Annotated in this window: 15 protein-coding genes and 1 pseudogene; 11 read left to right on the top strand and 5 right to left on the bottom strand. The window is 66.3% G+C overall.

Features of this window, described 5'->3' with window-relative positions; genetic code table 11:
• The 10 genes and pseudogenes from WA965_RS07520 to WA965_RS07475 form a co-directional block, all read left to right on the top strand.
• A pseudogene (locus WA965_RS07520) lies at window positions 1-206 on the top strand (amidohydrolase family protein); the annotation flags it as partial.
• Window positions 207-315: 109 nt separating this feature from the next.
• Entirely contained in the window at window positions 316-1,482 is a 1,167-nt protein-coding gene (locus WA965_RS07515; protein ID WP_526447296.1) for an acyl-CoA dehydrogenase family protein, read from the top strand.
• Window positions 1,483-1,501: 19 nt separating this feature from the next.
• On the top strand, window positions 1,502-2,263 hold the full coding sequence (locus tag WA965_RS07510) for an SDR family NAD(P)-dependent oxidoreductase (RefSeq protein ID WP_526447294.1): 762 nt from the start codon (window positions 1,502-1,504) through the stop codon (window positions 2,261-2,263).
• Window positions 2,264-2,267: 4 nt separating this feature from the next.
• Window positions 2,268-3,503: a CaiB/BaiF CoA transferase family protein gene (locus tag WA965_RS07505; protein ID WP_526293889.1), complete on the top strand. Its 1,236-nt coding sequence runs from the start codon at window positions 2,268-2,270 to the stop codon at window positions 3,501-3,503.
• Window positions 3,496-4,302, top strand: coding sequence for an enoyl-CoA hydratase/isomerase family protein (locus tag WA965_RS07500; RefSeq protein ID WP_526293888.1), 807 nt, complete (start codon window positions 3,496-3,498; stop codon window positions 4,300-4,302). Before WA965_RS07505 ends, WA965_RS07500 begins: the two co-directional genes overlap by 8 nt.
• Window positions 4,302-5,447 carry a thiolase family protein gene (locus tag WA965_RS07495; protein ID WP_526293887.1) on the top strand — a complete coding sequence of 382 codons (1,146 nt, stop codon included), beginning with the start codon at window positions 4,302-4,304 and terminating at the stop codon, window positions 5,445-5,447. Before WA965_RS07500 ends, WA965_RS07495 begins: the two co-directional genes overlap by 1 nt.
• 13 nt (window positions 5,448-5,460) lie before the next feature.
• Complete coding sequence (locus WA965_RS07490; protein WP_526293886.1) at window positions 5,461-6,609, top strand: acyl-CoA dehydrogenase family protein; 1,149 nt, start codon at window positions 5,461-5,463, stop codon at window positions 6,607-6,609.
• A gap of 40 nt (window positions 6,610-6,649) precedes the next feature.
• Window positions 6,650-7,252 (top strand): TetR/AcrR family transcriptional regulator, encoded by a 603-nt coding sequence (locus tag WA965_RS07485; protein ID WP_526293885.1) that lies wholly within the window; start codon window positions 6,650-6,652, stop codon window positions 7,250-7,252.
• Between the two features lie 157 nt (window positions 7,253-7,409).
• Complete coding sequence (locus WA965_RS07480; RefSeq protein WP_526293884.1) at window positions 7,410-8,063, top strand: TetR/AcrR family transcriptional regulator; 654 nt, start codon at window positions 7,410-7,412, stop codon at window positions 8,061-8,063.
• Window positions 8,060-8,569 (top strand): hypothetical protein, encoded by a 510-nt coding sequence (locus WA965_RS07475; protein WP_526293883.1) that lies wholly within the window; start codon window positions 8,060-8,062, stop codon window positions 8,567-8,569. Before WA965_RS07480 ends, WA965_RS07475 begins: the two co-directional genes overlap by 4 nt.
• Here the strand turns inward: WA965_RS07475 and WA965_RS07470 are convergent.
• The 4 genes from WA965_RS07470 to WA965_RS07455 are packed head-to-tail and all read right to left on the bottom strand — an operon-like array spanning window position 8,553 to window position 12,534.
• Window positions 8,553-9,530, bottom strand: a complete 978-nt coding sequence (locus WA965_RS07470) for an NADPH:quinone oxidoreductase family protein (RefSeq protein ID WP_526293882.1) — start codon at window positions 9,528-9,530, stop codon at window positions 8,553-8,555. The two genes, WA965_RS07475 and WA965_RS07470, sit on opposite strands and share 17 nt — an antisense overlap.
• Window positions 9,531-9,534: 4 nt before the next feature.
• A complete protein-coding gene (locus tag WA965_RS07465; protein WP_526293891.1) occupies window positions 9,535-10,524 on the bottom strand; it encodes a phosphotransferase family protein in 990 nt (329 codons plus the stop codon).
• A 32-nt stretch (window positions 10,525-10,556) separates the two neighbouring features.
• A complete protein-coding gene (locus WA965_RS07460; protein WP_526293881.1) occupies window positions 10,557-11,855 on the bottom strand; it encodes an acyl-CoA dehydrogenase family protein in 1,299 nt (432 codons plus the stop codon).
• Between the two features lie 16 nt (window positions 11,856-11,871).
• Complete coding sequence (locus WA965_RS07455; RefSeq protein ID WP_526293880.1) at window positions 11,872-12,534, bottom strand: TetR/AcrR family transcriptional regulator; 663 nt, start codon at window positions 12,532-12,534, stop codon at window positions 11,872-11,874.
• A gap of 152 nt (window positions 12,535-12,686) precedes the next feature.
• Here WA965_RS07455 and WA965_RS07450 point away from each other — a divergent pair, with 152 nt between their 5' ends.
• Window positions 12,687-13,139, top strand: coding sequence for a VOC family protein (locus WA965_RS07450; RefSeq protein WP_526293879.1), 453 nt, complete (start codon window positions 12,687-12,689; stop codon window positions 13,137-13,139).
• Here the strand turns inward: WA965_RS07450 and WA965_RS07445 are convergent.
• Window positions 13,119-13,502, bottom strand: a 384-nt coding sequence (locus tag WA965_RS07445; RefSeq protein ID WP_526447292.1) for an LLM class oxidoreductase, incomplete at its 5' end; no start/stop codon positions are given. The two genes, WA965_RS07450 and WA965_RS07445, sit on opposite strands and share 21 nt — an antisense overlap.

Raw genomic sequence — 13,502 nt, 5'->3', positions numbered from 1 at the left:
AGATGACCTACGAGAACGCGATGCGCTGGTATCACTGGGACCCGTTCACCCATGTCCCCAAAGACCAGGCCACCGTCGGCGCCCTGCGCAAAGCCTCCGAAGGCCACGACGTCACCATCCAAGCGCTGAGCAAGCACGATCACGGGGGCGCGAGTTTCGCCGACTTCGCGGCCAATGCCAAGGAACTGACCGGCAACAAGGACTGAGCAGCAGATCGCCGGAATTGCATTCCAGCAGAGAAAGCTCGAAAGACGACCTGCGGGAATGCAATTCCGGCGGTGCCGCATCACAGAGAGGGCAGCAATGCCGAACGGCATGAGTTTTGAACTGACCGAGGATCAGGAGCTGATCCGTAAGTCGGTGGCGGAGCTGGCGGGCAGGTTCGACGACCACTACTGGATGCAGAAGGACCAGGACCACGAGTTCCCGCAGGAGTTCTACGACGCCATCGCCGGCGGCGGCTGGCTGGGGATGACCATTCCCGAGGAGTACGGCGGGCATGGGATGGGCATCACCGAAGCCACCCTGCTGCTCGAAGAGGTCTCCCGATCCGGGGCGGCGATGAACGGCGCCAGCGCGATCCATCTGTCGATCTTCGGCATGCAGCCGGTGGTCAAACACGGCTCCGACGAACTCAAGGCCGCGACGCTGCCTCGAATCGTCAACGGCGACCTGCACGTCTGCTTCGGTGTGACTGAACCCGGTGCGGGGCTTGACACTTCGCGTATCACCACCTTCGCCAAGCGGGAGGGGGACCACTACCGGGTCAACGGTCGCAAGGTCTGGATCTCCAAGGCGATGGAGTCGGAGAAGATCCTGCTGCTGACCCGGACCACGCCGTACGACCAGGTCACCAAGAAGACCGACGGCATGACCCTGTTCATGACCGACCTCGACCGCGACCACGTCGAGGTCAGGCCGATCAACAAGATGGGCCGCAACGCGGTCAGCTCCAACGAACTCTTCATCGACGATCTGATGATTCCGGTCGAAGACCGCGTCGGCGAGGAAGGCCAGGGGTTCAAGTACATTCTCGACGGCCTCAATCCCGAGCGGATGCTGATCGCGGCCGAAGCGCTCGGAATCGGCCGTGTCGCGCTGGAGAAGGCCGTGAAGTACGGCAACGAGCGGGTGGTCTTCAACCGTCCGATCGGGATGAATCAGGGGCTGCAGTTCCCGCTGGCCGACTCGCTGGCCAGGCTCGATGCCGCCGAGCTGGTGCTGCGGAAGGCGACGTGGCTCTACGACAACGGCAAACCGTGTGGGCGCGAGGCGAATACAGCGAAGTATCTGTGTGCCGACGCCGGATTCGGTGCTGCCGATCGCGCTCTTCAGATGCATGGCGGCATGGGCTACTCCGAGGAGTACCACGTCTCACGCTACTTCCGTGAGGCGCGGTTGATGAAGATCGCCCCGGTCAGTCAGGAGATGATCCTCAACTTCCTGGGCGAGCACGTGCTCGGCCTTCCCCGTAGCTACTGAGACGGAGCGGTACCTACCGATGGGCTACTTCGATCGGACAGGCCGAGCCGCGATGGTGACCGGCGCGGGTGCCGGCGGTGGCATCGGCGCTGCTGTCGCCGCGGCCTTGGCCGAGGCGGGCGCGGCGGTGCTCGTCACCGACATCAACGGCGAGGCCGCTGCCGCTGTCGCCGAAGGCATTCGAACCGCGGGCGGCACGGCCGACTCCTGCACGCTCGACGTCTCCGACCGGGCCGCCGCCGATGCCGCCGCGGCCAAGGCTGCCGAGATGGGTGGGGGAGCCCTGCACATCCTGGTCAACAACGCGGGTGTCACGGCGCCGGCGATGTTCCCGAAGCTGACCGACGAGACCTTTCGGTTGACGTTCGACATCCACGTCATGGGCACGTTCCACTGCACGCAGGCCGCACTGCCGCACATGCCGACCGACGGAACCGGTCGCGTGATCAATGTGACCTCGGCGGCCGGTCTCACCGGGACCCTCGGCCAGGTCAACTATTCAGCGGCCAAGGCGGGACTGATCGGCTTCACCAAATCGCTTGCCCGCGAACTCGCCTCGAAGAACATCATGGTCAACGCGCTTGCGCCGCTGGCGGCCACACCGATGACGGAGACCATCCGCACCAACGAGAAGTTCGCCGCGAACATGATGGCGCGCATCCCGCTGAAACGGTGGGCCGAACCTGCCGAGATCGCCGGCGCATTCGTGTTCATGGCCTCTGACGCTGCGTCCTACATCACCGGACAGGTACTGCCGGTCGACGGTGGCATGGTTATCTGAACCCGTGACAGCACCAGAGTCGAGCGCCGGACCGCTTGCCGGCGTCACCGTCGTGGCGATGGAGCAGGCGGTGGCCGCGCCGATGTGCACGCGGGTGCTCGCCGACTTCGGCGCCCGCATCGTCAAGATCGAGAACCCCATCGGTGGTGACTTCGCGCGTGACTACGACGACGTCGTCAACGGGCCCGGGGGGTTGGCAGCACATTTTGTGTGGTGCAACCGCGGGAAGGAGTCGGTGACCCTCAACACCAAGTCGCCCGCGGGTATCGACGTGCTGCACCGGCTACTCGACCGCGCCGATGCGTTCGTGTCGAATCTCGCGCCGGGCGCGACGGCGCGACTGGGCATCTCGCCCGCCGATCTCGCCGTCCGCCACCCCCGCGTCATTCCCGTCGAGATCGACGGCTACGGACCCGGCGGGCCGATTTCCCACAAGCGTGCCTACGACCTTCTTGTGCAAGCGGAGGCGGGATCCTGCGCGGTCACCGGATATCCCGGCATGCCGGCCAAGCCCGGCCCTGCGCTGGCTGACTTCACCACCGGCCTCTACGCGGCCATGTCGATTGTCGCCCTGCTGTTCGGGCGCGGTGGTCGGCCCGCCGAGACCGCGGCGCCGTCGGTCGAATTGAGTCTGTTCGACGTGATGACCGACGTCATGGGCTACGCGCTCACCTACACCCAGCACACCGGCGTCGACCAGGAACCACTCGGGGTCGGATCCCCTGCCGTAGCGCCCTACGGCGCGTTCCCCACCCGTGACGGTCAGACGGTCGTCCTCGGCACCACCAACGACCGCGAATGGCAGCGGGTGGCACGGGAGATCATCGAGCGGCCCGACCTCGCCGATGACCCGCGCCTTGCCACCAACCCCGGTCGCTGCGGGCACCGCGACATCCTCGATGAAGCCATCGGGTCGTGGTGTGCTCAGCGGGATCTGGTCGACATCCAGAAGATCGCCGACGCCGCGGGAATCGGAAACTCCCGCTACAACCGGCCGAGCGATGTCGTGGTCCATCCACAGCTGACCGCTCGCGATCGGTGGCGCACGGTGAGCACCGCCAAGGGCGACATCCAGGCGTTGCGCCCGCCGCCGGTGATCAGCGGCTTCGAGCAGCCGATGGGGGCGGTGCCGGCTCTGGGTGAGCACACCGACGCTGTGCTCACCGAATTGGGCTTCACGCCAGAGGAACTGGCGCAGCTGCGGGCCGAGGGCGCGATCGGGACGGCCTACGATGGGTGACGACCGGGTACTGCTCTCGTCGGACCGCGACGGGGTGCGCACGTTGACCCTCAACCGGCCCGAACGCAAGAACGCGCTGGACGCCCGGCTGTGGGTGGAGCTGGCCGACGCGCTGCGTGACCTCAAACGGGACCGCGACGTGCGTGCGGTGGTGCTCACCGGTGCCGGTGCCGCGTTCTGCTCGGGAGCTGACATCGCAGGCGGCGAGGATGTGCACCCGCGCTACAAGCTGGATCGGCTCACCGACGTCGCGCTTGCGCTGCATGAACTCGCGGTGCCCACGATCGCCAAGGTCACCGGCGTCGCCGTCGGCGCGGGCTGGAACCTGGCTCTGGGCTGCGATCTGGTGGTGGCCACCCCCGAGTCGCGGTTCTGCCAGATCTTCGCCAAGCGCGGCCTTTCGGTCGACCTGGGTGGATCGTGGCTGCTGCCCAAGCTCGTCGGACTGCAGCAGGCCAAGCGCCTCGTGCTGCTCGCCGAGATGATCGACGCCGCCGAGGCCCACGCGCTGGGTCTCGTCACCTGGGTGAAGAGCACCGACGAGATCGACGCGTTCGTCGACGATCTTGCCGACCGCCTGGCGTCCGGGCCGCCGTTCGCGCTGGCCCAGAGCAAGGCGCTGCTCAACGACGGCGCCAACGTCACGATGCGGGAGGCACTGGCCAACGAGGCCCGCGCGCAACCGGGTAACTTCGCGACAGCAGACTCGGCAGAGGCCTACGCCGCGTTCGCTGCCAAGAAAGATCCGGAATTCACTGGTCGATGGGCGGTTTCGCCGCCTGGATCGGAGCAGAGGTAATGCGGGAGACCGTCATCGTCGGAGCGGTGCGCACGCCCGTCGGGAAGCGCAACGGCGGATTGGCCGAGCAGCACGCAGCCGATCTGTCGGCGCTGGTGCTCAACGAACTCGCCGAACGCACCGGTGTCGACCCCGACATCGTCGACGACGTCATCTGGGGATGCGTTTCGCAAGTAGGGGACCAGTCGAGCAATATCGGCCGGTACTCGGTGCTCGCAGCGGGCTGGCCCGAACACATACCGGGTACCACGGTGAACCGGGCCTGCGGATCGAGCCAACAGGCATTGGATTTTGCGGTGCAGGCCGTGATGTCGGGTCAGCAGGACGTGGTGGTGGCCGGTGGTGTCGAGGTGATGAGCCGGGTTCCGCTGGGTTCCGCGCGCGCCACCGGAATGCCCTATGGTCCGAAAGTACTTGCCCGCTATGACGATTTCTCGTTCAACCAGGGCATCTCGGCGGAGATGATCGCCCAGCAGTGGAATCTCTCGCGCACCCGTCTGGATGAGTACTCTGCGCAATCCCACGAGCGGGCTGCGGCGGCTCAGGATGCCGGGGCGTTCAAGGACCAGATCGTTCCGGTCTTCACAAAGGGTGGTGTCGTCACTGATGACGAAGGTATCCGACGCGGCACCACGGCCGAGAAACTCGCCGGCCTCAAGCCCGCGTTCAGCGACGACGGCGTGATCCACGCCGGGAACTCGTCGCAGATCTCAGACGGAGCCTCCGCCCTGCTCGTGATGACCGCCGAGCAGGCGGTGACCCTGGGCGTCACTCCACTGGTGCGGTACCGCGCCGGCGCGGTCACCGGCGCCGACCCCAGGCTGATGCTCACCGGCCCGATACCGGCGACGGAGAAGGTCCTGCACAAGGCGGGTGTCACGCTCGACGAGGTCGGCGTGTTCGAGGTCAACGAGGCGTTCGCGCCCGTCCCGCTGGCGTGGCTGGCCGACACCGGTGCCGACGAAGCCAAGCTCAACCCGCTCGGCGGCGCCATCTCACTGGGCCATCCGCTCGGTGCATCCGGTGGGGTCCTCATGACACGAATGATCCACCACATGCGGGACAACGGAATTCGCTTCGGGTTGCAGACCATGTGCGAGGGGGGCGGCACCGCCAACGCAACCCTGGTCGAGCTCATCGCTTAACGAGGAGAGTGCAGTGCGCAGAGATCTGTTCACCGAGGACCACGAGGCGTTCCGCGAACTCGCCCGCGACTTCGTCGAGAAGGAGGTCGTCCCCCACTACCCGGAGTGGGAGAAAGGCGGCCGGATGCCGCGCGAGGTGTTCGAGAAGATGGGCTCGCTCGGCATGCTCGGCATGGCCATCCCCGAAGAGTATGGAGGTGGCGGGGAGCCCGACTACCGCTACAACGTGGTGCTGCAGGAAGAATCGGCTCGGGCATTGGTCACCCTGTCGACGGTGCGCACCCAGCTCGAGGTGATCCTGCCGTACTTCCTGCACTATGCGAACGACGAACAGCGCGGACGATGGTTCCCCGGGTTGGCGGCGGGCACACTGCTCACGGCGGTGGCGATGACCGAGCCGGGCACCGGTTCGGATCTGGCCGGGATGCGCACCACAGCGGTGCGCGACGGAGACCACTGGATCGTCAACGGCGCCAAGACTTTCATCACTGGCGGGATGCAGGCAGATCTGGTGATCGTTGTGGCCCGCACCTCGACGGACCCGGACAACCGCCGCAGGGGCTTGACGCTGCTGGTCGTCGAGGACGGAATGGACGGTTTCACCCGGGGTCGTGAGCTGGAGAAGATGGGCTGCAAGGTGCAGGACACCGCCGAGCTGTCGTTTGTCGACGTCCGGGTTCCGGCGACCAACGTACTCGGCGAGGTGGACGAGGCGTTCGGTTATCTCGGCCACAACCTGTCGCAGGAGCGGCTGACCGTCGCCGTCGGTTCGGTGGCACAGGCTCGATCGGCGATCGCAGCAGCAATCGACTACACCAAGGACCGCAAGGCCTTCGGCACGCCGGTGGCGTCGTTCCAGAACACCAAGTTCGAACTCGCCGCCTGCTCGACCGACGTCGAGGCCGGTCAGGCGATGCTGGACCGCGCCATAACGCTGCACGTCGCGGGCGAACTGTCCGGTGCCGACGCCGCCCGGGTGAAGTTGTTCTGCACCGAGATGCAGCAGCGGGTGGTGGATCGGTGCCTTCAGCTGTTCGGCGGGTACGGCTACATGATGGAATATCCGATCGCGCGGTTGTACACCGATGCGCGGGTGGCTCGCATCTACGCGGGAACGAGTGAGGTCATGAAGGTGATGATCGCGAAGTCGTTGGGGTTGTAGGGGCTCGCTGGCCTGTGGCGTTGCGTGGCACAATGCCGTCATGGTCGAGCGTTGGACACGGGAGCGGCGCCTCGAGCACACCCGCTCGCTGCTGCTGGACGCGGCCGAGGAGGTCTTCGCCGAGAAGGGTTTCACAGCAGCAACTCTCGATGACATCGCGCATGCGGCGGGCTACACCAAGGGTGCGATCTACAAACACTTCGCCACGAAGGAAGAGCTCTTCCTGGCGGTCAGCGACAGGTACTGGCGCCGCTATTTCGACAACTTCGCCGAGCTGATGTCCGAGTCGAAACAGATCGGAGCACGTGAGCTCGACGAGATCGCCGATCGGTGGCGGCAACTGAGTCACGATCGTGGCGCCGAGCATGCGGCACTGGGTCACGAGTTCACTCTCTACCTGCTGCGGAACCCCGATGCGCGGGCCCGGGTGGCGGCCAAGAGATCGGAGGTCGTCGAAGCGCTGGCGGCGTTCATCGTCGAGGGAATCGACCGGATGGGGGCAACGCTGCTGATCCCGCCGGTGACGTTCGCCCACATCCTCGTGGCCACCAGTGACGCCGTCATCCTCGGCAGCGAGCTCGACGCGATCGACCTCTATCGCCCGATCGTCGAGATGTACACCTCGGTGATCAAACGCCCCTGAGGCTCCCGGCGCCTGTCCGCTTCGGGCGGGCCTGCGCATTTTTCCGGCGAATGCGCAGGTGGAACCCCCGTCGAGAATTCACCTCTGTGAGACCCTTGTCACACGCCGCAAACCTACCTACTGTGTGTTCACTAGGTTGGTTGAGAGTGAGGTTTCGGTGACGACACCGGAGATCGCAGTGCGGCCGTACGCGACGCTGCTCGCAAAGGGTGAGGACCGCAAGCAGCGGATTCTGCACGTCGCGGAGCGCATTCTGGCGCGTCACGGCTGGCGCAACACGTCGCTGGCGCAGATCGCCAAGGCGGCCGGTGTGACCCCTGCCGGGCTTCTGCACCACTTCGAGTCCAAGGAACAGCTGCTCAACGCCGTGCTCGATGCGCGCGACGCAGACGACGACATGCACGCCGATCGCTCCGGAGATCTGGTGACCGAGATCTGCCGGGTCGCCGAACGTTTTGACCGGGCTCCCGAACTCGTCGGGACTTTCACCGTCCTGCTGATCGAGAACATCGCGCCCGACGCGCCGCTACACGACCGCCTGCTGAACCGGCAGCGCGAGGCGGTGAACATCGTGGCTCAGCTGATCGAGCACGGCCAGCGAGAGGGCCGCTACCGCACCGACATCGACTCGGCCATCAAAGCCGTCGAGATTCTCGCCTTCGTCAATGGAATGGAGACCGCGTGGTTGCTCGATCCTTCGATACCCCTGGCGGAAGTGTTCAAGGGGTACGGCGAAACACTCGCCCGGGACTTCATGCCGCCGACGGGGGAACGTCCAGAGGACGCGCCGTCGATCGGGTCCCCGAAATGAGGTACCGGCTCGATGTCGTCGCACGCGACGTCTCCGAGGTTGTCCGGTTCGCCGGCGGGTGGCTGGTCGACCGGGTGATGGCGGGGTGGGACGTCACCGTGCTGATGTACGACGCAACAGATGCCCGCGCACTGGAGATTCTCGGGGTGAAGTCCGATGACCTCGAGGCGGCCTTGGAGGAGTGGGCGGACCGTCCGCACCCCCAGGCCATCGCTGTGGCCGCGGATCTGTGCGCCTCCGACGAGCGGGTCCGCCGCGGGGTGCTCACTGCACTCGACCAGGGTATGACCGAGGTGACGCTGTGGGGTGAGCAGTGGCCCGACGAGCTGGACAGCACCGTCGGCTCGGTGCGCCACCAGCTCAGCGCCGCAGCCCGCGCGTTCAAGTCGCAGGCTCTTGCCGCCACCGCCGACCCCGCGCCGGACTCCGTAGGTGACGTCGAGTCGTTCCGGTGCGGGCTGGCGGCGCTGCCCTCGGTGGCCGCTGACCTCACTCCTGCGAGTTGAGACTCATCAGCACTTTGCCGATCGCTCGTCCGTCGGCCACGTGACGCAGGGCCTTGGCCGCGTCGGTCAACGGGTACACGGCGTCGATGTGTGGTGCGACCCGTCCGGACGCGAGCAAGTCGCGTAGCTCGGATTCGTTTCGCTCGAACTCCGCGGGCTGGACGTCCTGGAATTGAAAGCCGGATACCTGAATTCCCTTGATCAGCACCAGATTGAGAGGGATCCGGGGGATGATTCCCGACGCGAACCCGACGGTGACGAACCTGCCGCCCCGCCGCAACGTCCGCAGCGCCGGCTCGGACAACGCCCCACCCACCGGATCCACGACGACGTCGGCGCCCTCGGGAAGGGCCGTGCGGAGGGCCGCTCGAAGGTCGCCGGCGCGGTGATTGACCACTCGGCAGGCCCCGTGATCGGTTGCTGCGTCGAGCTTCTCGGCCGACGAGGCGACCGCGGTCACCCTGGCGCCCAGCGCCACACCCAGTTGAACCGCGGCCAGGCCCACGCCGCCGCCCGCGCCGAGCACGATCAGCTCATCGCCGGAACAGAGCCGAGCCGCCGAGCGCAGTGTGTGATATGCCGTGCGATGGGCGACGCCGGAGGCAGCCGCAGTCAGGTCGTCAACACCGTCGGGGATCGCGGTTACGCTCACCGCATCGATCACCACGCGCTCGGCGAATGCTCCGAAGAGCCCTGTCCCGGTCACCCGGTCGCCGACCGCGAATCCGGTTGTCCCAGAGCCCACCTCATCGACCACCCCGGCGAACTCGCTACCCGGGACGAACGGGGTGGGAACACTGACCTGATACGAATCGGCGACAAGCAGCACGTCGGGAAAATTGACCGCAGCTGCGCTCACGCGCACTCCGACCTGACCACGGCCGGCGGGAGGAACCGGGTGTTCCTGCACACGGATGACCTCGGGCGGCCCGTAGTCCCGGCAGACTGCGGCACGGGGCATCGCGTCAGCCCCGATAGTCCGTGGATTCGGCGAGGTCGGCCGCCGAGGCCATCAGGTCGGTCACGACAGGACCGAACGCCAACAGCTTCTCGTCGTCACCCGCCCGCTGGAACCCCTGCTCGAGTACGATCGCCAGCTTCCACTTCGCCAGCACCAGGTAGTAATCGAGGTCGTCGACCTGCCTACCGGACACCTCGGCGTAGTGCGCAACCACCTGGTCACGGGACGGCATACCCCGCATGTCGACGTAGTTCATCTCACCGGACGGGTGTTCATCGTCGGAGGGCCAACTCTGCACCATCCAGCCCAGATCCAACTTCGGGTCACCGACGGTACCCATCTCCCAGTCGACGATGGCCGCCAGCCGAGCGGGCGCGCCGTGGCGGTACATGACGTTGGCGAACTGGTAGTCACCGTGCATGAGGCCGGGAACGAAATCGATCGGCTTGTGAGCGCGCAGCCACTCGGTCGCCACATCCAGCCCCGGCAGCTCCCGGCCCTTGATCCGCTCGAGGAAGCCGATCCATCGGTCGACCTGGCGCTCGTGGAAGCCGTCCGGGCGCCCCAGGTCGGTCAACCCCTTGGCCCTCCAGTCCACCTTCGACAGCAACGCAATACCCTCTGCCAGCTGGAAACTCAGACCGGGCCGGCTGTCGAAGTCGCTCTGGAACGGCTCCGCCCATTCGCCGTGCGTGTCCATCGGGGACCAGCCGTCGACGAACCCCATCAGGTAGAACGGCCTGCCCAGCACCGCCGGATCGTCGCAGACACCGATCGCTTCGGTGTGCGGCACGTCGGTGCCGTCGAGCGCCTCGATGATGCGCCATTCCCGCAGGATGCCTCTGTCACGGTCCGGGGGAGCGCCGGGCGGTGGCATCCGGATGACGCAGGTCGCGTCGGCGCGGGTCAGTTCGTAGATGACATTCTGCGTTCCGCCGGAGAGGAACCGCGTCTGCAGCGGTTCGCCTGTACCGGGTAATCCGGCATCGTCCATCCAGGCGGCGAGGCGCTCGGTGTTCAACTCGCTCAACGGTTCCCCACCTCGAGATCGAGGTATTCGGCGAAGCGTTCCCGGGCGGCGTCGCGCTTGCGCGGCAGCCATTCCGAGGGCCAGACATCGTCGCTGGCGCGGTAGCTGCGGAGCACCTGCTTGGCGACCGTGGTCTTGTGCACCTCGGTCGGTCCGTCGGCCAGGCCCATCACCGCCGCGCCGGTGACCATGCTGAGGAACGGCATCTCGTTGGTGACCCCGAGCGCCCCGTGCACCTGCATGGCCCGCCACGCGATGTCGTGCAGCACGGTGGGCATGACGACCTTGACTGCCGCGATGTCCTTGCGGACCTTCTTGTAGTCGTTGTACTTGTCGATCTCCCATGCGGTGTGGAGCACCATCAGGCGGAACTGCTTGAGCTGGGCGTAGGAGTCGGCGATGTAGCCCTGCACGGTCTGCTTGTCGGCGAGCAGGCTGCCCGCGGTACGGCGACTCAGAACCCGTTCGCACATCATGTCGATCGCCTTCTGCGCCAACCCGATCGTGCGCATCGCGTGGTGGATGCGGCCACCACCGAGGCGGGTCTGGGCGATCACGAATGCCTGCCCCTCGCCGCCCAACAGTGCCGAGTCCGGGACCCGGACGTTGTCGTAGTGGATCAGCGCGTGGCTGCCCTCGCCCTCGCGCTCGCCGTGCAGACCCACGTTGCGCACGATGTTGACCCCGGGTGTGTCGGTGGGCAACAGGAACATCGACATGCCCTGGTAAGGACTCACGTCGGGATTGGTCACGACCATCACGATGAGGAACGACGCGGTGTTCGCGTTGGACGAGAAGTACTTCCACCCGTTGATCACCCAGTCGTCGCCGTCGCGCACCGCGCTGGTCGTGAACTGGGTGGGATCCGCGCCGCCCTGCGGTTCGGTCATCGAGTAGCTGGAGAACAACTCACCGTCGAGCAGCGGGCGTAGGTAACGATCCTTCTGTTCGGGCGTCCCGTAGTGGGCGATGATCTCGGCGTTGCCGGTGTCGGGTGCCTGGCAACCGAAGATGATCGGTGCCCACTGGGAGCGTCCGAGGATCTCGTTGAGCAAAGCGAGTTTGAGCTGGCCGTAACCCTGCCCGCCGAACTCCGGACCGAGATGGGTGGCCCACAGACCTTTTTGGCGGACCTGCTCCTTGAGCGGATCGACGACCTTGCGTCTGGTCTCGGTCAGCGGGGTGAACTGCAGATGCGGCCAGATGAGGTCCAGTGGTTCGACCTCGTTGCGGACGAACTCGTCGGTCCAGTCCAGGAGTTGTTGGTATTCAGGGTCGGTCTCGAAATCCCACATACGGCCTCCTTGCCGGTCAGGGTGTCCTGCTTCGGTATCCGTTGATCAACGTCATGATGTCGGCGGTCACCACCTCGGCGAACGAGCGCGTCCCGAACGCACCGGCGGCCCAGTGCCGGGCGCCTTCACTGACCAGGGTGCGAGCGAGATAGGCCAGGTGCGTGGTGTCCTCATCGGTCAGGGCGGCGGGGAGCTTGCCGTCGAGCTTGGCTCGGGTGAACAGCTCGCTGAACATGTCCGCATCGACCTCGCGGTCCGAATCCTCGGTGATGATGCGGTGCTCATGACGGTAACCCTCGAGAATGGCCTCGATCACCAGCTCGCGCGGGTTGCGCACCATGGAGCGCTCGAGCGTGGTCAGCGCAGCGGCCACGACCTCGCGGATCTCGTATTGCCCGTCGAGGAGCCGGTGGATCGTCTCCTGTGCCGACCGGGTGGACATCACGCCGATCTCGAACAGCACGTCCTCCTTGCGCGGGAAGTAGAAATAGAACAGCGCCTTCGAGACCCCGGCGGCGGTGCAGATGTCGGCGACGGTGGTAGTGGAATAACCCCGGGTGCGCCACAGGGCCATCGCGGCCTGCACGAGCGCCCGCTTCGTCTCGTGGGAACGGGCCCGCTGAAACGACGCGCGACGCTGACCACGGTCAGCATCGGTCGCGGCGGTCCTGGGTGGCATTGATGCAATCTAACAGTCTGATTCACCAGAATAAATAGTTGACCAATGTCCAACTAGGCGATCGGCGGATTCCTCCGCCCAGCCGGCGTCGACCTTGTAGCCTGCGACGAGGCGTGCTGTGTCACGCCGAGATCACCCCGAGGAGGCCGATCGTGCCGAGCCAGCTCCACCACGTCGTGATGCGCAGCCATTCGGCGGCGACGTTCGTCGGCTTCCTCACCGACGTGGTGGGTATGAGCGTCCAATATCAGCTACGCGTGCCGGGCGCCGTGCTCGAAGCCACCCTGGGATGGCCGCCCTCCGACGGCGCCGACGTGACGATTCTGGGCAGTGGCGAGGCAGGCTTGATCGAGGTGCTCGACGTCCCCGAGCATCTGCGTGACGTCGCGCCAGAAGGGTTGGCCGCGCTGTCATTCCTGACCGAGGAATTCACCCGCAATTACGAGGCGGCGCAGGCATATGCCAGCGACGTGACACTGTTCGACGCGGGTGTGCCCGGCGTCGACCTGTTCTTCTGCACCGTGGGCGGGGTGCCGATCGAGTTCATGGGTGGCTTCGCCGCCGACCAGGCAGAGCCTCCCGCGTCACCACCTCGTACCGAGTGACGCCAGGAATTCCTGCGTGCGCCGACGGGAGGACACCCGCGCGTCGACGTCGGTCCCGAGCGGGACGATCCGCGCGGCCAGATCGGTGACGCCGGCGTCACGGTAGCGGCGCAGTCGCGCCAGGACGGCGGCTTCGTCCCCCACGGCCATCGTGTCACCGACATCCCCGGCGTCGCCGTGCTCGAGAAGCCGAACGTAGTTGGGGGACAGGTGCGCATGCCCGAGCACCTCGCCGGCATGGATTCGTGCGGAGTGCGCATCGGCCGGTGAACACAACGCGACCGGCACTCCCGCGACGATCCGGGGTGCGGGCCGGCCTGCGGCGCGCGCCGCCGAACAGATCCTGGGCACGACGTGCTCACC

Origin of the sequence: Mycobacterium sp., assembly GCF_049683935.1 — a bacterium.
GTDB lineage: Bacteria > Actinomycetota > Actinomycetes > Mycobacteriales > Mycobacteriaceae > Mycobacterium.
Note: the sequence above shows the minus strand (reverse complement) of the source record. Positions and strands in the feature narration are given on the sequence as shown.

Coding starts and splice junctions, on each gene's coding strand:
- WA965_RS07455 (WP_526293880.1), bottom strand. CDS start 12,534: ATGCCACCCAGGACCGCCGCGACCGATGCTGACCGTGGTCAGCGTCGC.
- WA965_RS07515 (WP_526447296.1), top strand. CDS start 316: ATGAGTTTTGAACTGACCGAGGATCAGGAGCTGATCCGTAAGTCGGTG.
- WA965_RS07485 (WP_526293885.1), top strand. CDS start 6,650: ATGGTCGAGCGTTGGACACGGGAGCGGCGCCTCGAGCACACCCGCTCG.
- WA965_RS07495 (WP_526293887.1), top strand. CDS start 4,302: ATGCGGGAGACCGTCATCGTCGGAGCGGTGCGCACGCCCGTCGGGAAG.
- WA965_RS07510 (WP_526447294.1), top strand. CDS start 1,502: ATGGGCTACTTCGATCGGACAGGCCGAGCCGCGATGGTGACCGGCGCG.
- WA965_RS07460 (WP_526293881.1), bottom strand. CDS start 11,855: ATGTGGGATTTCGAGACCGACCCTGAATACCAACAACTCCTGGACTGG.
- WA965_RS07470 (WP_526293882.1), bottom strand. CDS start 9,530: ATGCCCCGTGCCGCAGTCTGCCGGGACTACGGGCCGCCCGAGGTCATC.
- WA965_RS07475 (WP_526293883.1), top strand. CDS start 8,060: ATGAGGTACCGGCTCGATGTCGTCGCACGCGACGTCTCCGAGGTTGTC.
- WA965_RS07500 (WP_526293888.1), top strand. CDS start 3,496: ATGGGTGACGACCGGGTACTGCTCTCGTCGGACCGCGACGGGGTGCGC.
- WA965_RS07465 (WP_526293891.1), bottom strand. CDS start 10,524: ATGGACGATGCCGGATTACCCGGTACAGGCGAACCGCTGCAGACGCGG.